Here is a 16,683-nt window from a genome sequence, read left to right on the forward strand (position 1 = left end):
GTAGGTAAGCGGGCGTTGAACGATAAGGTAGATGGTCGATGCGTTCCATCGCTCCCGGATGACCGCCTCGCGCTTGAGGGTATCGAATTCGTAGGCGGAGACTGTGGGATAGGTCATCTTTAGGACAGCGCGTGCAAAGCGCAAAGCGGAAACGTTCGAGCTGATGGGAGGTTCTGCATCATTCATGTCATTCAATCCCTGAAGGGCCGCTACAGCCCGGCGAAAAAATCCAAATTACAGCCGCTCTGTCGCAGAGGCAATCACGGCTCACGTGAGGGATGGTAAGCGTGATGCGGCAAGGTGTGATTGCGGGACGCTTATCCACGCTGCTATTAGCTTTGTCAGGCGTTACTTCCGAGCGCACTACTTGGAGGCCCCGCTCGTGCACAACACCTTCGTCGCACCTATAACCATACGTCGAATGTGGCTATGCATTGAGCCACACCGCGTAGCCATTCGACGCACGCGTCACTCAGTTAGGTCAGCCGATAGTCACGGTGCAACACACCAAGCTCTTCCAGCCCTCGCGCGAGCATCTGACTATACCCTTGGCGATCATGGATGAAGGGAGAAAAGAGGCTGTGGCCTAGCCACTCTTCGAAGCCATTTTGAGCAACGTTTGCCAATGCCATGCCGACCGAGCGCACATCTTCGAATCGCCCATGCTGCAGGTCATCTTTGCTCAGGTTATCGTGGACGTATTCGGTTTGATCACGGAGCGACGACCACCGTTTAAACGAAGCGCGCCTAACTTGGCACGGCACGCAGCGGCCACAGTGCTTGTAACCGAACCGCTGAAAGCGCCCACAGCTGGTTGATGCCACGGCATGCTGCTTGAGCAAATCCTGATTTCTGCAGCCCACCATCATTTCCCCTTTCGTGACCAAGGCATAGGGGTTACGAATCTGAACGTTGATGCCGGCAGCATCAAAGACCTGCTGAAGCCGTCCCAGGTACTCAGGATGCGCAGTGCGAGTGCTCAGGCTACCGACGCGGGACATGGTCAGCGGCGGATTGATGGCGATGAACCCGTTCTCGCAGATGTACAGCGGCACGGTCTCGCCACGATGGTAGCGATCGAGCGAGGTCGCTACGGCCAGGCCAAATGCCAAAAATACGATCGAGCGAGCACGCTGGGACGGCTCCTGCTGCCCAGGCGATCTGGCCACATGATTGAGACCGATCCGGTTCAAACCCAGGCTCTGAGCAAACAGATCCTGCTTCTCACCGTCACCTCTGACAATCTGGCTCACCGCATAGGGCTTTAACCCCTGCTCCACTAGGTCAATCGCACCAATCAAGCTGTCGAGACCGCCAGAAAGCAGTACCACCGAATCTTCCACCGGATGCAGCGCCTGCATCTGTGCCGGCGGCCCAAAACCACCGGGATGGAAAGCCAGCGTCCATTGATCCGTTGTAAGAAACCGCAGCGCTGCCTCCAGGGCACGCGCCTGGGTGTTCCAAAACACCGGATCTTGCACCGCAATCTCAAGAGTGATCTGGCGAGTCCAGGCATCAGCACTCTTTGCTCTCAAATCAGTAAAGTCTGCAGCTACCACTGAAAGAGCAATGCTCAGGAAGTCCCAGGCTTGAGGGCTGATTTCCAAATGGGCCTTGTCGAGCAGTTCACGGGCATAGCCACCGACACTGACCTGTCCGTCTTCAGCTTTGCCGTAGATCACCACTTGCATGGCGCCGTCCATACCCGGCACAGTGAACCCAGCTGGGCCGCACACAAACCTCATTCTACGTACCCCTCAAACACTTCAAAGGTGTCCTGTAGCGCCTGGGTGACAACCTGAGAAATCCTCCCAGTAGTCAAGGGCGTTTTGGCGTTTGCGATCTTGCGGAACGAAGTGCTCACGCACTCTTTGATGTAGTCCTTGATCTCCTTCAAGCGACGCATTGCGACCGATGCTGAAGGCGCCTTTTCCTGGATGGTCTTGCACATATCGAGCTCGTACCGATGGAACACGTCCATCGCTGTGAAACGCTCAATCGCAAAAGCCCGCTGCTCAGCTGACAGGTTGAGCAGGTCAGCATCTGGATAGCGCACCAAAACATCGGACAGCGACCCACGAATCGAAGCACGCTCGGCTTCTGCATCCTGAGTACCGTCTACCGGGCGGACGGCTTCAACCAGGGCATCCATCACTTCGGATGCAGAGCGACCTTGCAGAAGGGCACGGTCAAGTACACCGGGGCCAGCTTGTTGGCTGCCATCAGCGACCGACTCAAGCGCGCTGCCGAAGACCCCGGCGATTGACGCGGTGCCTCCAAAACGTGCCGTGGTGGTTTTTGATCCACCATACCCATGGCGCACATATTCCCGCAGGCTCTTGCGCAAGCTATTGCGATTACCGCTATTTGCGAAGTCACCCAGCCCTCGCCGTGCTCCCTTGAATCGTGCAGGAGGGGCTAAGGGTGGTGGTGCCTGGGGTACCTGCCTTGGGTTTTCGGGTTGGTCATTACCATCCTCGGTCTCGTCCTTGTCCGGCTCAGGTGGCCCGTCATCTCGTGGATCCTCCGGTGGCTCGGGCGGCTTTGGCGGCACGGGCGGCACGGGCGGCGGCAACGGCGGCAGCGGCGGAGTCCAAGGTGGTACGTACGGTAGGCCCTTGCCAGGCGGATCGTTATTTTGTGAGGTTCCCATCGAACTTCCTTATCGCAGCCTTCACCGGCCCACTGACTTCAGCCGTCATCCAGAATTCGTAGACTGATTTCACCCAAGACTCGTCGGTCAGTTTCGGCACGATGCCCGCTTGGATTTGCGCAGGCGGACGTGCCTTCAGGAACGCCGCCAGTCGGAGCCCCTGCTGCGCATCTAGGCGCCCGACCACGAGCAACGCCTCCAGGATGTCCGGTACGCCCCACTCCTGCTCAGCACCCGCTTTATCAAGCAAACGATCCATCACAATGTTGAGATCGACGGGCGCTATGAGAGCAAGCCGATCCTTGAGCTGCTCCGCCATGTCAGGGGTAGCAAGCAGTGCCGTGAGCAACTCGGCAGCTTCTGAAGACAGTCGGTCTTCGTCTGTGATGATCGGAGCGTGCTCACGACTGACGTAGATAGCACCTCGCAAATCTTTGTCTGCCAATGCTGGAGGCAGGGCGAGCCACTCTTTGACGAAAGGAAGATCCCAGGGCTGCTGGAGTGTCAGGGCCTTACCCAACTTCACATCCGCTTCCCACTCGCTAAGCAGCACGGGCTTGCCGTCCTTGTGGGAGGCCACAGCTTTCATCAGCTCTTCGTACGCTTTGGGGTTGCCGCTACGCTCGAACAGCATCAGCTTAACCAGTACGGCTTCGTCGACACCCACCCCCTGGGCACGAGAGATGCTCATGCGGATAGACAGCGCGTTCAAGAATCGCTTGATGAGTCGCGGGTTTCCCTGGATACCAGAAGCTGACGTCATGACTGCAGCCAGCCGCTCAGCGGTATCAAACTTGCCGATCAGATCTGTGGGGTAGTCGTCGTACAAGGTCTGCATGAATGCGCGATCCACCCGGTTGCCCTGCCAGGTTGTCCGAAGCTGTCCGCGCACCTTGACTCGAATTTCTTCGACGACTTTTTTCGTCAGCTTACTGTTCTCCAGGAACAGCATCATCATGTACGCCCGGACTTCCTGGGTACCCAGAGGAGGGACACGAATCGGCACCTGAATCAGTTTGTCGAAATAGCTGGTCACCAATACATCATCGGGCACGCCGCTAAAGTGCTTGCGCACCGCGTGCTTGATCATCTCGTTGTCCGCAGCGATCACGAACGCGGTGTTGCGCAGGAACAGGAAGAGACGAATGGCTTCCAGGGTTGAGATCGTAGTCTCCGGCAGGCAGCGATCCAGGTCGTCGATCAACACGACCAGGGTGACACCCAGCTCTTCCAGGATGGCCTCGAAGTTATCCCTGAGTGCCTGAATTTCCTTCGGCGGAGACTTTTTGGCAGGTGCGCTGTTCCATAGCTTACCGGCCTCATCCTTGGCTTTTTCGGCGGTGTCGTGCAATGCCTCGATGGCATCCTGATCAACCTGCCCAGATCGAACTCGATCAACAAGGCCAATGATCTCGCCAAGCAGGCCCGTCGCGGGTACTCCCGTAGCAAAGGACAAGGCGGTGCTGCCAGCGAGCTTCGCAGCTCGGAGCCAATTCACCCGTGAAAGCAGCTCAGACGCCTTATCTAGGCCTTTCGCGCGTTTCTTTGCCTCGGCCTCCAGGCGCGTGGCGATCACGTCCATCAATGCGGCACGGGCGTCATCGTAGCCCTGATACAGCCAGGCGTTGAACTCAACGAACACAAAGTCCTTCGCAGGCTTCTCGTCGCTCTGGGGCGGATCTTTAAGGGACGCCTGGATCAACTTGATCATGGACGACTTGCCCGCGCCCCACGCACCAGACACACCAATGGAAATCGGGCGGCCATCAGCCTGGTAGACGATCTCGGCGACCGTGTCAGCAACCCCGGAAAAATTGAGGAAGTCTGTTTCCGTTTCGTTATCTACCCACATGGCAACCCTCCCTGGACGTCTTCAGCGTGAAAGCTTTCCGAGTGAAAGTTGTCAGCGTGAAGCAATGGCAACGACGCGCCATAGTAGCCTTGCGCTGGGCCAGTGGCCACCACCTACGGGTGCACTGGGATGAGGAAATTTTTCGTTACATGACGGTTAGTCAGGAAAGGGGCGCGCCCTCCCCCTGCTAGATCCCCAAATCACCCGCAAAGTACATGTCCCGAAGATAGTCAGGTAGCTTCTGATCCAGAGCGAGCCGAAAAGCGGCCCAGGTAAGCTCATGCCAGATCTGGTTTTGGATAGCCAAGGTACCCGCGAGCTCGGGCAACTCCTCCGCTGCTGCGGGCTCAACAGCGATGAGAGCCCCCTTGGGCAGAATGTCCCGAAGAAGCTGAATGACGCCGGATGGATAGCGGCCATTGCCTTCCAGGTCTGCGATTGGGGAAAAGAGGAAGCAGGCCCAGTCTTGCCGCTTTTCGATGACTGGCAGGAGCTTGTTCCGTAGCTCCTCGCGGCTGAAGCTAGAGGCCACTGTCCACCAAATCACCTCCGCGTCCTCGACCTCCAAGCCTTCCGGCGGCGTCTCCAGATAATTTTCATACTGGTCGCACACTACGATCTCAGGTCGGGGGATCGGTTGACCGGTCTGCCAGGTAGCGAGTTTATGGTCGGCTTCTGGGGAGCCTACGTTCACAGGGCTGTTCTGGGTTTGCAGTACATCATCGGTATGAACCATCGAGAGGCCTTAAATCTGTGAGCAGGGAGAGAGTCAAGGGCCAAGCGGTAATGGCCCTGAACATCAATGGAAATGGGCTTCACAAGCATGCAACTGAAGGCGTGTTGCCTTTTTGGTGTGCAGCAGAATGCAGTAGCGTGCATTTAGCTGAGTGCACGATGATGATTCTGGGTTTTGAAGGGGACTGACGGCTGGCCGGGGCATCGCGAATGACCAGGCACAAAAAAGGGCGTAGATTGCTCTACGCCCTGATTTTACTGAGTTTGGCGGGAAACCAGGGATTCGAACCCTGGGTACGCTATTAACGTACGCCGGTTTTCAAGACCGGTGCATTCAACCACTCTGCCAATTTCCCGATGCAGACTGCTGGGATGACTTGAAGTGTGCATCTAGGATCTACCTTAGATAAGAACCCTAGGATAGTTGCCCATCGACGGTTTTCAAGACCGTTGCCTTAAACCACTCGGCCACGCTTCCAGCTCGTTTTGCGGCGCCATAATACCGTAATGAAACACGCTGTCAAACTCTCTATGTCGCCGGTTGCAGGAGCTCTGATAGACTCCTAGCATCTGAATGTTTCAAAACCACAGGTTTACCAAGGAGTGTCGCCATGCGCGAACAGGATTACGCCGTACACAACGGCCAACAGGTTGAGCAGCGCGAGGTCAGCAAAGTCCTGCGCAACACCTACAGCCTGCTGGCACTCACCCTCGCCTTCAGCGGTGTCATGGCCTTCGTTGCACAACAGATGCGTGTCGGCTACCCGAACGTGTTCGTCGTGCTGATCGGCTTCTATGGCCTGTTCTTCCTCACCGCCAAGCTGCGTGATTCGGTCTGGGGCCTGGTCTCCACCTTCGCACTCACCGGTTTCATGGGCTTCATCCTAGGCCCGATCCTCAACCGCTACCTGGGCATGAGCGGCGGCGCCGAAGTGGTCAGCTCGGCCTTCGCCATGACGGCCTTGGTGTTCGGCGGGCTGTCGGCCTATGTGCTGATCTCCCGCAGGGACATGAGCTTCCTCAGCGGTTTCATCACCGCTGGTTTCTTCGTGCTACTGGGTGCCGTGGTCGCGAGCTTCTTCTTCCAGATCAGCGGCCTGCAACTGGCGATCAGCGCTGGCTTCGTGCTGTTCTCGTCGGTCTGCATCCTGTTCCAGACCAGCGCCATCATCCATGGCGGCGAGCGTAACTACATCATGGCCACCATCAGCCTGTATGTATCGATCTACAACCTGTTCATCAGCCTGCTGCAGCTGTTCGGCATCATGGGCCGCGACGACTGATTGCGATGGTTTGAGTGCACGTGACGAAAGCCCGCTTCGGCGGGCTTTTTCGTGCCTGCAAACTGACTTAAAAGTCAGCTTGTTCACCGAACAGCCCGCGATCATGCGGGTATCATGCTTGCCCCTACCCCTATCACGTTTCTGGCCGTAGAATGCGCTCCTTTTTTCTTCCGGGGCAGCTTCACCGATGAGCTCACAAGAACACAGCCCAGGCGCGTCGGCGCCTGCCAATGAACTGGTGCTTGGCCTTGAAGACAAGCCACGGCTGCTGATCGGCCTGCTGGCGGCACTGCAACATCTGTTGGCGATCATCGTGCCGATCGTTACCCCCGGCCTGCTGATTTGCCAGGCACTGGGGGTTTCTGCGCGAGACACCAACCTGATCGTATCGATGTCGCTGGTCATCTCCGGTATCGCGACCTTTGTCCAGTGCAAGCGCTTTGGGCCGTTTGGCGCGGGGCTGCTGATCGTGCAGGGCACCAGCTTCAACTTCGTCGGGCCGCTGATTGCCGGCGGGGCACTGATGGTCAAGCAGGGTACGCCGGTGGAAGGTGTGATGGCGGCGATCTTCGGCGTGGTGATTGCAGGCTCCTTCGTCGAGATGGGGGTGTCGCGCATCCTGCCGTTCGTGAAGCGCCTGATTACCCCACTGGTGACCGGCATCGTCGTGCTGATGATCGGCCTGACCCTGATCAAGGTCGGCCTGATCAGCATGGGCGGCGGCTTCGGCGCCATGGCAAACGGTACCTTCGCCAATGGCGAAAACCTGCTGCTGTCGGGCGTGGTGCTGGCAATCATCGTTATCCTCAACCGCATCCCCGTAGTCTGGATGCGCAGCTGCGCCATCGTTATCGCGCTCGCTGTGGGCTATGCCCTGGCCGGTTACCTCGGCCGCCTGGACTTCACCGGCATGCATGAAGCGGCGCTGTTCCAGGTCCCGACGCCCCTGCATTTCGGCCTGGGCTTCTCGTGGGCGCTGTTCATCCCGATGCTGGTGATCTACCTGGTCACGTCCCTGGAGGCCATTGGAGATGTCACTGCCACCAGCAAGGTCTCGCGCCAGCCGGTCGAAGGCCCGGTGTGGATGCAACGGATCAAGGGCGGGGTGCTGGTCAACGGCGCCAACTCGCTGCTGGCCGGCCTGTTCAACACCTTCCCCAGCTCGATCTTTGCCCAAAATAACGGTGTGATTCAGCTGACGGGTATCGCCAGCCGCCACATCGGCCTCTGGATTGCGGTGATGCTCATCTTGCTGGGGTTGTTCCCGGCTGTTGCCGGTGTGATTCAAGCGGTGCCTGAGCCGGTACTCGGTGGCGCGGCCATGGTCATGTTCGGTGCGGTTGCTGCGTCCGGCATCAACATCCTTGCCAGCACCCGCCTGGATCGCCGGGCCCTGTTGATCATCGCGGTATCCCTGGCCCTCGGCCTGGGTGTAGCCCAGGTACCGGAGTTCCTTGCCCATATGCCGGCAGCCATCCGCAACGTGCTGGAGTCAGGTGTCGCCACCGGCGGCATCTGCGCCCTGGTGTTGAACTGGTTCCTGCCAGAGAGCAAGGAGCACGCCTGACAGGCCGTTGCTTCAACCGCAAAGCCCGCGCCCACCCGCGCGGGCTTTTTGCTTTATCATGACCGCATTCCTTTGTACGAGTTGCCCATGAAATTCGCCCTCGCGGTTTTTTCCCCGGCCCATGCGCCTTCCTCGCGGCGCGCCCTGCGCTTCGCCGAGGCGGCGCTGGCTGGCGGGCATGAGATTGCCCGGCTGTTCTTCTACCAGGACGGCGTTCACAGCGCCTCGGCCAACATCGTGTCGCCCCAGGATGAGCTGGATGTGGCAGCCCAATGGCGGGCCTTCATCGAGGCCCATCAGCTCGACGCGGTGGTGTGCATCGCGGCAGCCTTGCGCCGTGGCGTCCTCGACGAGGCAGAAGCCAACCGCTACCAGCGCCCAGCGGTGAACCTGCCCAAGCCTTGGGAGCTGTCTGGCCTGGGCCAGTTACATGAGGCGGCACAGCTCGCCGACCGCCTGGTCTGCTTTGGAGGCGATTAAAATGGCCAAGTCGATGTTGATCATCAGCCGTCAGGCTCCGTGGCGTGGCCCATCGGCCCGCGAGGCGCTAGACATCGCCCTGGCTGGCGGAGCGTTTGACCTGCCGCTGGCCATGCTGTTTCTCGATGACGGCGTGTTCCAGCTTGCGTCGGGCCAGCACCCCGCTGCCGTGCAACAAAAGAACCTCGCCGCCAACCTGCAGGCACTGCCGATGTTCGGCGTAGAAGCGCTGTTCGCCTGCCAGCACAGCCTGGCCATGCGCGGGCTGGCTGCCGACAGCCTGGAACTGCCGGTAGAGGTGCTGGACGATCCCGCCCTCGCCGCGCTGATTGCCCGTTTCGACCAAGTGATGACGCTCTGATGCCGACTTTGCATGTGATATCCCATTCCCCCTTCGGCGACGACCGCCTGCACAGTTGCCTGCGCCTGGTCGGCGATGAGGATGGCGTACTGCTGTGCGGCGATGCGGTGTATGCCCTGCGCGACGGTAGCGAGCCACAGCGTCTGCTGCGCGACGCAGGCCTGGGCCAGCGGCTGTTCGCGCTGGATGAAGACCTGCAAGCACGTGCCATCACCAGCGAGCTGGCCACGACCGTGGATTACCAGGCGTTCGTCGCGCTGTCCCTGCACTACGACAAGGTCAACAGTTGGCTATGAACACCCTGACCCTAGGCAACCAGGCGATTGCGCTGGACAAGGACGGCTTTCTGGTCGACCTGCAAGACTGGTCCCATGCTGTGGCCGAGGCGCTGGCCACACGTGAAAACATTGTGCTGTCAGCCGAGCACTGGGAAATTCTCGAACTGCTGCGCGCGTTCTACCAGGAGTACCAGTTGTCACCGGCCACGCGCCCACTCATCAAGTACACCGCGCTCAAACTGGGCCCGGAAAAAGGCAACAGCCCACACCTCAACCGTCTGTTCAATGGCACCCCCGCCAAACTTGCCGCCAAGCTGGCGGGCCTGCCCAAACCGACCAATTGCATATGACAGAACCTCGTCCACTTACCCTGCAAACCCCCGCCGAACACCCGTTTGCCGAATTCGTGCGCATCCTTGGCAAAGGCAAGCGCGGCGCCCGCGGCCTGAGCCGCGAGGAAGCCCGTGCGGCGATGACCCTGCTGCTGGAAGGTCGTGTCGAAGACACTCAACTGGGGGCCTTCCTGATGCTGTTGCGGCACAAGGAAGAAAGCGCCGACGAGTTGGCAGGGTTCACCGAAGCGGTGCGCGCGCACCTTCAGGCGCCCCCTATCGCCGTGGACATTGACTGGCCAAGCTACGCCGGCAAAAAACGCCACCTGCCTTGGTACCTGCTGGCAGCAAAGTGCCTGGCCAACAACGGCGTGCGTATCCTGATGCACGGCGGCGGCGCCCATACGGCCGGGCGCATGTACACCGAGCAACTGCTGGCCCTGCTGGACATTGCGTTGTGCCGTGATTGGGCCGCAGTCGGCCAAGCCCTGGACCAACAGCGGCTGGCATTCTTCCCGCTGCAGGACTGGGCGCCGCAATTGCAACGCATGATCGACCTGCGCAACACCCTGGGCTTGCGCTCCCCCATCCATTCGCTGGCCCGTGTGCTCAACCCGCTCAGTGCCCGCTGCGGCCTGCAGAGCATCTTCCACCCTGGCTATCAGGCCGTACACCGCGAAGCTAGCCGCTTGCTGGGCGACCAGGCCGTGGTGATCAAGGGTGACGGCGGCGAAATCGAGGTCAACCCCGATGTGATCAGCCATCTGTACGGCACACGTGCAGGCGAAGCCTGGGACGAGGAATGGCCAGCGCTCAGTGAGCGTCGCCATGTGAAGCCGGCGAGCTTGCAGCCAGAGCAGTTGGTGGCAGTGTGGCGCGGCGAGGCCGAAGACAGCTATGGGGAGATGGCCGTAGTGGCGACCATGGCCCTGTCGCTGCGTGGCTTGGGTCAGGGCCGCGAAGAAGCATTCGCGACCGCCCGTGACTACTGGCGCGCCCGCAACCAATCGAAAAAGTAGATCACTCAGGCACAGTCTTTGCGCTAGTTGTTCGAACGTTATCTCCTAAACTGGGCTCCAACGACAAACCTTTTTGTTCCGAGGAGCTCATCATGGGCCTTTTGATCGACGGCCGTTGGCACGACCAGTGGTACGAAAATGCCAAGGATGGTGCGTTCCAGCGCGAGCGTGCACAGCGCCGCAACCCACTGCCCGCTCCGCAGGCCGATCGCTACCACCTTTATGTGTCACTGGCCTGCCCATGGGCTCACCGCACGCTGATTGTCCGGGCCCTCAAAGGCCTGGAGCCGCTGATTACTGTATCGGTAGTCAGCTGGCTGATGCAGGAGAACGGCTGGACCTTCGACCCGCAAAACGGCTCCACCGGCGACGCACTCGATGGGCTTGCGTTTCTGCACCAGCGCTATACCCAGGATGACCCCCACTACACCGGCCGCGTCACAGTGCCCGTATTGTGGGACAAGCACACGAAGCGCATCGTCAACAATGAATCGTCGGAAATCATCCGCATCTTCAACAGCGCCTTTGACGGGCTGACCGGCAACCACCTGGACCTGTACCCCGAGCCGCTGCGCCCCACCATCGACGCGCTCAATGCGCGCATCTACCCGGCCGTGAACAACGGGGTGTACCGCGCAGGCTTTGCCACAACGCAAGGGGCCTACGAGGCCGCGTTCGACGAAGTCTTCAACGAGCTGGAGTATCTGGAAGCCCTACTGAGCCGCCAACGCTATCTGGCGGGTGAGTACCTGACAGAAGCCGATGTGCGCCTGTTCACCACCCTGGTGCGCTTCGATGCGGTGTACCACGGCCATTTCAAGTGCAACTTGCGCCGCTTGATCGATTATCCCAACCTGTCGAACTGGTTGCGTGAGCTGTACCAGTGGCCGGGTGTGGCGCAAACGGTAAACATGGAGCACATCCAGAAGCACTATTACATGAGCCACAAGCACATCAATCCGAACGGGATCGTGCCCAAGGGACCGTTGCAGGACTTTGGCCTGACGCACGACCGCGAGCGATTGGTGGGCAAAGGTATCTGGCAGGCTTGAGAGGGTTGGGGCTGCTGGGCAGCCCCGGCTCTCTCAGTCCTGCTGCGACCCTTCAAACCAGGCCAGCTTTTCGCGCAACTGCACCACCTCCCCGACGATCACCAAGGTCGGCGCATGCACTTCGTGCCGGGCGACCAACGCTGGCAGGTCGGCCAGGGTACCGGTAAACACCCGCTGATTGCGCGTGGTCCCCTGCTGCACCAGCGCCGCCGGGGTGCTGGCCGCGCGGCCATGGCGAATCAGTTCGGCGCAGATGGTCGGCAAGCCTACCAGCCCCATGTAGAACACCAGCGTCTGCGCCGGCGCAACCAAGTCGTTCCAGGGCAGGTTGCTGGTACCGTCCTTGAGATGCCCCGTGACGAAACGTACCGACTGGGCATAATCCCGGTGGGTCAGCGGGATGCCGCCGTAGGCTGAGCAACCGCTGGCCGCTGTGATGCCCGGCACCACCTGGAACGGGATACCCTGCTCGGCCAGTTCTTCGATCTCTTCGCCACCTCGGCCGAAGATGAACGGGTCACCACCTTTGAGGCGCAGTACGCGCTTGCCCTGCCGGGCCAGATCGACCAGCAAGCGGTTGATCTGGTCCTGAGGCACGGCGTGGTCGGCGCGCCGCTTGCCCACGTAGATGCGTTCGGCATCGCGCCGGCACATCTCGATGATCGCCGGGGCCACCAGGCGGTCGTACAGCACCACGTCGGCTTGCTGCATCAGGCGCAAGGCCCGGAAGGTCAGCAAATCCGGATCACCCGGGCCTGCCCCTACCAAATACACCTCGCCGCCCTGCTGCACCGGGGCGCCTTCGACCATGGCCTGCAACAGCCGCTCGGCCTCAGCACCCTGCCCGGCCAACTGGCGCTCGGCGATCGGGCCCTGGAATACGGTTTCCCAGAAACCCCGACGCTGGTTGACGTCCGGATACAACGTTTTGACCTTGTCGCGAAACCGCGCAGCGAGCCCCGCTAGTTCACCGTAGGCAGACGGGATCCAAGCCTCCAGCTTGGCGCGGATCAACCGCGCCAGCACCGGGGCGTCACCGCCACTGGACACTGCCACTACCAAAGGTGAACGGTCGACGATCGCTGGGAAGATCACTGTGCACAAGGCGGGTGCATCCACCACATTGACCGGCACGCACAGTGCCTGCGCGTCGGCCGACACCTGGGCGTTGAGCGCGGAATCATCGGTAGCCGCGATGACCAGACGGCAACCGACCAGGTCGGCTGCCTGATAGCCACGCACCAGCACCTCACCGCCGCCTTCACGGGCCAGCGCGGCAAGTTGGCCATCGACATCCGGCGCCACCACCCGCAGCGCGGCGCCGGCATCGGCCAGCAAGCGAGCTTTGCGCAACGCGATCTCGCCGCCGCCGACGACCAGTACACGGGCGCCCTGCAGCTTGTGGAACAGCGGCAGGTAATCCATTTAGCGGATAACCTCGACGCCGCCCATGTAAGGCTTGAGCACTTCTGGCACACGGATCGAACCGTCGGCCTGCTGGTAGTTTTCCAGTACAGCCACCAACGTGCGGCCCACTGCCAGACCGGAGCCATTGAGGGTGTGGACCAGCTCCGGCTTGCCGGTTTCCGGGTTACGCCAGCGGGCCTGCATGCGGCGCGCCTGGAAGTCACCGCAGTTGGAGCAGGAGCTGATCTCGCGGTACTTGTCCTGGCTCGGTACCCACACTTCCAGGTCGTAGGTTTTTACCGCGCTGAAGCCCATGTCGCCGGTGCACAGGGCCAGCACGCGGTACGGCAGCTCCAGGGCCTGCAGCACGCGCTCGGCGTTGGCGGTCAGGCCTTCCAGGGCTTCCATGGACTTGGACGGTTCAACCACCTGAACCATCTCGACCTTGTCGAACTGGTGCTGGCGGATCATGCCGCGGGTATCACGGCCAGAAGCACCGGCCTCGCTGCGGAAGCACGGCGTGTGGGCAACCAGCTTGATCGGCAGCTCCTTGGCGTCGACGATCTCGCCGGCCACCAGGTTGGTCAGCGACACCTCGGCAGTCGGGATCAGGTAGAAGTCGGCCTCGCCTTCACGGCTGATCTTGAACAGGTCTTCCTCGAACTTTGGCAACTGGCCAGTGCCCTGCAGTGCCGGAGCCTGCACCAGGTAAGGGGTGTAGGCCTCTTCGTAACCATGCTCGCCGGTGTGCAGGTTGATCATGAACTGCGCCAGGGCGCGGTGCAGGCGTGCGACCGGGCCGCGCAGCACGGCAAAACGGGCGCCCGACAGCTTGGCTGCAGCCTCGAAGTTCAGGCCGCCGCTGACCTCGCCCAGGGCGACGTGGTCCTTGACCTCGAAATCGAACGCACGCGGGGTACCCCAACGGCGCACTTCGACGTTGTCATCTTCACTGGCACCAACCGGCACACTGGCATCGGGCAGGTTAGGGATGGTCAGGACGATGCCGTCCAGCTCGGCCTGGATGCTGTCCAGCTCGGTTTTACCGGCGGCCAGCTCATTGGCCATGCGCTCGACGTCGGCCATCAGGGGCGCGATATCCTCGCCCTTGGCCTTGGCCTGGCCGATCGACTTGGAGCGTGCGTTACGTTCGGCCTGCAGTTGCTCGGTACGGGTCTGCACCGCCTTGCGGCGCTCTTCCAGCGATTCGATGCGCGCGACATCCAGGCTGAAGCCACGGGAGGCCAGGCGTTCCGCCACTTCCTGAAGTTGGCCGCGTAACAGTTTGGAATCGAGCATATCGTTCTCTCGTTATGTAGGTGTTGGTTCAGAATCGGGCCAGGGACAGGCCGGCCCAGGTGGCCAGAAGCCCGCCCACCACGCTGATACCGGTATAGCCCAAGGCAAGGGGCAACTGCCCGCTTTCCATCAGGCGCACGGTATCGAGCGAGAAGGAAGAAAAGGTCGTCAGGCCGCCAAGAAAGCCCACGATCAGGCCTGCGCGCAGTTCGACCGGCACCAGTGGCTTGTGCAGAAACAGGCCGTAGAGCAGGCCGATCAGCAGGCAGCCGACCAGATTGACTGCCAGCGTACCGACATAGAAGTGCCGTGGCCAGTGGGCTGCAACCCAGTTCGAAGTGGCGAAGCGCAGCAAGGTACCTGCGATACCGCCTGCACTGACGGCGGCGATGAGGGCTATCACGGCTTTCTCCGCTGACGGGGGCTGGTGCGGTCGAGGTCGGCCAGGTGGCGCAGTTTTTCGCCAATCTTCAGCTCCAGGCCACGGGGCACGGGCTGGTAGTACTGACGCGGCTCGAGCTGCTCGGGGAAGTAGTCTTCGCCGGCGGCATAGGCATCGGGCTCGTCGTGGGCATAGCGATACTCCTCGCCGTAGCCGAGTTGCTTCATCAGCTTGGTCGGGGCATTGCGCAGGTGCAGTGGCACTTCCAGCGACCCATGCTCGGCGGCCTCGCGCAGGGCCGTCTTGAACCCCATGTACACGGCATTGCTCTTGGGCGCGCAGGCGATGTAGGTGATGGCCTGGGCCACCGCCAACTCGCCTTCAGGGCTGCCCAGGCGCTCCTGCACATCCCAGGCCGCCAGGCACAGGCTCAGCGCACGTGGGTCGGCGTTGCCGATATCCTCGCTGGCCATGCGTACCACGCGGCGGGCGATGTAAAGCGGGTCGCAGCCGCCGTCGAGCATGCGCGCAAACCAGTACAGCGCCGCATCTGGGTTGGAGCCACGCACCGATTTGTGCAAGGCGGAAATCTGGTCGTAAAAGGCCTCGCCGCCCTTGTCGAAGCGCCGACGGCTGTCGCCGAGCAGGCTTTGCAACAAATCGACGCCGATCTCGCCGCCATCTTCAGCGAGGTCCGAGGCATTTTCGAGGAAGTTGAGCATGCGCCGGCCGTCGCCGTCGGCGGCAGCCATGAGCATCTTGAAAGCATCGTCGCCCACGCTCAGGTTGCGCTTGCCCAAGCCGCGCTCTTCGGTCAGCGCACGGTCGACCAGCTTGCGCAGCGCCGGCTCGTCGAGGCTCTTGAGCACATACACCCGCGCCCTTGAGAGCAAGGCGTTGTTCAGCTCGAAAGACGGGTTTTCAGTGGTGGCGCCGATGAAGATCAGCGTACCGTCCTCGACGAAGGGCAGGAAGGCATCCTGCTGAGACTTGTTGAAGCGGTGCACCTCGTCGACGAACAGGATGGTGCGGCGGCCGTACTGGCCGGCCTGCTGCCTGGCCACCTCGACGGCCTGGCGGATCTCTTTGACCCCGGCCAGTACCGCCGACACCGTTTCGAAATGTGCATCGCAAAACTGCGCCAGCAGCCGCGCAAGCGTGGTTTTGCCCACGCCCGGCGGCCCCCAGAAAATCATCGAATGCAGCGCACCCTGCTCCAGCGCCTCACGCAGCGGTTTGCCGCGCGCCAGCAGGTGCTCCTGGCCAACATACTCGTCCAGGTTGGACGGGCGCAGTCGGGCGGCCAGGGGCTGGGCAACAGGTTCGCTTCGAAACAGGTCCATGGTGAGCTCTGCTTACTCCTTGATGACGTCCGCGCCTTTGGGGATGTCGAACTTGAACGTGCTGTCCGGTACCGTCTGGTTGGCTTTGACGCCGTTGAACAGGATGTTGGTGCGCTGACCAACGCTGTCGATCAGTTGCATGTCATTGATCAGGCCTTTGCGGAACGACACACGCAGCGAGTCGAACAAGGTGTCCTTGGTCTTGGGCTTGAGGGTGAAGTCCATCACGTCACCCTGCTCCTTGGAGGTGATGTCGAAGCTCTGGCTGATCTTCGACACGTCACCAGACAGCAGCAGTGCCGGGGTCTGGTTCAGGCGTACGTCGAGCTTCTTGATGGTCGCCTGCTCCAGGTCAGGGTCCCACAACGTGACGTTCTTGCCGTCGGAAACCACCACCTGCTCCTGCGGTGCATTGGTGTGCCAGTAAAACAGGCCAGGGCGTTTGACCGTCATCTTGCCAGACGTTTCCTGCAGGCTGGTACCGCCGGCGTCCAGGGTCAACTGGGAGAAGTTGGCCTCGATCGTCTGCGACTTCTCCAGCAACTGGGTCAGGCGTTGTACGTCCTGTTCGCCGGCATTGGCCGACATGGCACCCAAGGTCAGGGCAGAAACCAACAGCATGCGAATCGCGCGCATGTTA

18 protein-coding genes and 1 tRNA gene are annotated in these 16,683 nt (G+C 61.0%); 8 read left to right on the plus strand and 11 right to left on the minus strand.

Annotated elements, in window-relative coordinates:
* From APH34_RS29745 to APH34_RS13965, 6 genes are all read right to left on the minus strand, one after another.
* Window positions 1–186: hypothetical protein (locus APH34_RS29745; RefSeq protein ID WP_218187071.1), on the minus strand; the 186-nt coding region annotated here is incomplete at its 3' end.
* A 290-nt stretch (window positions 187–476) separates the two neighbouring features.
* A complete protein-coding gene (qatC, locus tag APH34_RS13945; RefSeq protein ID WP_054901618.1) occupies window positions 477–1,745 on the minus strand; it encodes a Qat anti-phage system QueC-like protein QatC in 1,269 nt (422 codons plus the stop codon).
* Window positions 1,742–2,347, minus strand: coding sequence for a Qat anti-phage system associated protein QatB (qatB, locus tag APH34_RS13950; RefSeq protein ID WP_256215654.1), 606 nt, complete (start codon window positions 2,345–2,347; stop codon window positions 1,742–1,744). Before qatB ends, qatC begins: the two co-directional genes overlap by 4 nt.
* Before the next feature lie 286 nt (window positions 2,348–2,633).
* On the minus strand, window positions 2,634–4,505 hold the full coding sequence (locus tag APH34_RS13955; protein ID WP_054901620.1) for a P-loop NTPase fold protein: 1,872 nt from the start codon (window positions 4,503–4,505) through the stop codon (window positions 2,634–2,636).
* Between the two features lie 187 nt (window positions 4,506–4,692).
* Window positions 4,693–5,241 (minus strand): hypothetical protein, encoded by a 549-nt coding sequence (locus APH34_RS13960; protein ID WP_054901621.1) that lies wholly within the window; start codon window positions 5,239–5,241, stop codon window positions 4,693–4,695.
* A 264-nt stretch (window positions 5,242–5,505) separates the two neighbouring features.
* Window positions 5,506–5,596: transfer RNA gene (locus tag APH34_RS13965), tRNA-Ser, on the minus strand.
* Window positions 5,597–5,851: 255 nt separating this feature from the next.
* On the opposite strand from APH34_RS13965, the gene APH34_RS13970 reads away from it, so the two are divergent.
* From APH34_RS13970 to APH34_RS14005, 8 genes are all read left to right on the plus strand, one after another.
* Window positions 5,852–6,523: a Bax inhibitor-1/YccA family protein gene (locus tag APH34_RS13970; protein WP_054901622.1), complete on the plus strand. Its 672-nt coding sequence runs from the start codon at window positions 5,852–5,854 to the stop codon at window positions 6,521–6,523.
* 187 nt (window positions 6,524–6,710) lie between these two features.
* Window positions 6,711–8,090 carry a nucleobase:cation symporter-2 family protein gene (locus tag APH34_RS13975; protein WP_054901623.1) on the plus strand — a complete coding sequence of 460 codons (1,380 nt, stop codon included), beginning with the start codon at window positions 6,711–6,713 and terminating at the stop codon, window positions 8,088–8,090.
* Window positions 8,091–8,177: 87 nt separating this feature from the next.
* Window positions 8,178–8,570 (plus strand): sulfurtransferase complex subunit TusD, encoded by a 393-nt coding sequence (gene tusD, locus APH34_RS13980; protein ID WP_054901624.1) that lies wholly within the window; start codon window positions 8,178–8,180, stop codon window positions 8,568–8,570.
* 1 nt (window position 8,571) lies between these two features.
* Window positions 8,572–8,931, plus strand: a complete 360-nt coding sequence (tusC, locus tag APH34_RS13985) for a sulfurtransferase complex subunit TusC (protein ID WP_054901625.1) — start codon at window positions 8,572–8,574, stop codon at window positions 8,929–8,931.
* Window positions 8,931–9,227, plus strand: a complete 297-nt coding sequence (tusB, locus tag APH34_RS13990; RefSeq protein ID WP_054901626.1) for a sulfurtransferase complex subunit TusB — start codon at window positions 8,931–8,933, stop codon at window positions 9,225–9,227. The genes tusC and tusB overlap by 1 nt, the downstream gene beginning before the upstream one ends.
* Window positions 9,224–9,559 (plus strand): TusE/DsrC/DsvC family sulfur relay protein, encoded by a 336-nt coding sequence (locus APH34_RS13995; protein WP_054901627.1) that lies wholly within the window; start codon window positions 9,224–9,226, stop codon window positions 9,557–9,559. The genes tusB and APH34_RS13995 overlap by 4 nt, the downstream gene beginning before the upstream one ends.
* Complete coding sequence (locus tag APH34_RS14000; RefSeq protein ID WP_054901628.1) at window positions 9,556–10,560, plus strand: glycosyl transferase family protein; 1,005 nt, start codon at window positions 9,556–9,558, stop codon at window positions 10,558–10,560. Before APH34_RS13995 ends, APH34_RS14000 begins: the two co-directional genes overlap by 4 nt.
* Before the next feature lie 92 nt (window positions 10,561–10,652).
* Window positions 10,653–11,612, plus strand: coding sequence for a glutathione S-transferase family protein (locus APH34_RS14005; protein WP_054901629.1), 960 nt, complete (start codon window positions 10,653–10,655; stop codon window positions 11,610–11,612).
* Window positions 11,613–11,645: 33 nt separating this feature from the next.
* On the opposite strand, the gene cysG is transcribed toward APH34_RS14005, so the two are convergent.
* Genes cysG through lolA form a run of 5 tightly spaced genes read right to left on the minus strand, consistent with a single transcriptional unit; the run spans window position 11,646 to window position 16,679 of the window.
* Complete coding sequence (gene cysG, locus APH34_RS14010; protein ID WP_054901630.1) at window positions 11,646–13,037, minus strand: siroheme synthase CysG; 1,392 nt, start codon at window positions 13,035–13,037, stop codon at window positions 11,646–11,648.
* On the minus strand, window positions 13,038–14,318 hold the full coding sequence (gene serS / locus APH34_RS14015; protein WP_054901631.1) for a serine--tRNA ligase: 1,281 nt from the start codon (window positions 14,316–14,318) through the stop codon (window positions 13,038–13,040).
* Between the two features lie 28 nt (window positions 14,319–14,346).
* Window positions 14,347–14,721, minus strand: coding sequence for a fluoride efflux transporter CrcB (crcB, locus tag APH34_RS14020; RefSeq protein WP_054901632.1), 375 nt, complete (start codon window positions 14,719–14,721; stop codon window positions 14,347–14,349).
* Entirely contained in the window at window positions 14,718–16,043 is a 1,326-nt protein-coding gene (locus APH34_RS14025) for a replication-associated recombination protein A (protein ID WP_054901633.1), read from the minus strand. Before APH34_RS14025 ends, crcB begins: the two co-directional genes overlap by 4 nt.
* 12 nt (window positions 16,044–16,055) lie before the next feature.
* Window positions 16,056–16,679 (minus strand): outer membrane lipoprotein chaperone LolA, encoded by a 624-nt coding sequence (gene lolA, locus APH34_RS14030; protein ID WP_054901634.1) that lies wholly within the window; start codon window positions 16,677–16,679, stop codon window positions 16,056–16,058.
* Window positions 16,680–16,683 lie beyond the last annotated feature (4 nt).

The sequence above is a fragment of the Pseudomonas sp. NBRC 111131 genome (assembly GCF_001320525.1).
Lineage (GTDB): Bacteria > Pseudomonadota > Gammaproteobacteria > Pseudomonadales > Pseudomonadaceae > Aquipseudomonas > Aquipseudomonas ceruminis.

Excerpts from the sequence above, each read along its gene's own strand:
- qatC (WP_054901618.1), bottom strand. The coding sequence starts at position 1,745 with ATGAGGTTTGTGTGCGGCCCAGCTGGGTTCACTGTGCCGGGTATGGAC.
- APH34_RS13955 (WP_054901620.1), bottom strand. The coding sequence starts at position 4,505 with ATGTGGGTAGATAACGAAACGGAAACAGACTTCCTCAATTTTTCCGGG.
- APH34_RS13960 (WP_054901621.1), bottom strand. The coding sequence starts at position 5,241 with ATGGTTCATACCGATGATGTACTGCAAACCCAGAACAGCCCTGTGAAC.
- APH34_RS13970 (WP_054901622.1), top strand. The coding sequence starts at position 5,852 with ATGCGCGAACAGGATTACGCCGTACACAACGGCCAACAGGTTGAGCAG.
- APH34_RS13975 (WP_054901623.1), top strand. The coding sequence starts at position 6,711 with ATGAGCTCACAAGAACACAGCCCAGGCGCGTCGGCGCCTGCCAATGAA.
- tusD (WP_054901624.1), top strand. The coding sequence starts at position 8,178 with ATGAAATTCGCCCTCGCGGTTTTTTCCCCGGCCCATGCGCCTTCCTCG.
- tusC (WP_054901625.1), top strand. The coding sequence starts at position 8,572 with ATGGCCAAGTCGATGTTGATCATCAGCCGTCAGGCTCCGTGGCGTGGC.
- tusB (WP_054901626.1), top strand. The coding sequence starts at position 8,931 with ATGCCGACTTTGCATGTGATATCCCATTCCCCCTTCGGCGACGACCGC.
- APH34_RS13995 (WP_054901627.1), top strand. The coding sequence starts at position 9,224 with ATGAACACCCTGACCCTAGGCAACCAGGCGATTGCGCTGGACAAGGAC.
- APH34_RS14000 (WP_054901628.1), top strand. The coding sequence starts at position 9,556 with ATGACAGAACCTCGTCCACTTACCCTGCAAACCCCCGCCGAACACCCG.
- APH34_RS14005 (WP_054901629.1), top strand. The coding sequence starts at position 10,653 with ATGGGCCTTTTGATCGACGGCCGTTGGCACGACCAGTGGTACGAAAAT.
- cysG (WP_054901630.1), bottom strand. The coding sequence starts at position 13,037 with ATGGATTACCTGCCGCTGTTCCACAAGCTGCAGGGCGCCCGTGTACTG.
- serS (WP_054901631.1), bottom strand. The coding sequence starts at position 14,318 with ATGCTCGATTCCAAACTGTTACGCGGCCAACTTCAGGAAGTGGCGGAA.
- APH34_RS14025 (WP_054901633.1), bottom strand. The coding sequence starts at position 16,043 with ATGGACCTGTTTCGAAGCGAACCTGTTGCCCAGCCCCTGGCCGCCCGA.
- lolA (WP_054901634.1), bottom strand. The coding sequence starts at position 16,679 with ATGCGCGCGATTCGCATGCTGTTGGTTTCTGCCCTGACCTTGGGTGCC.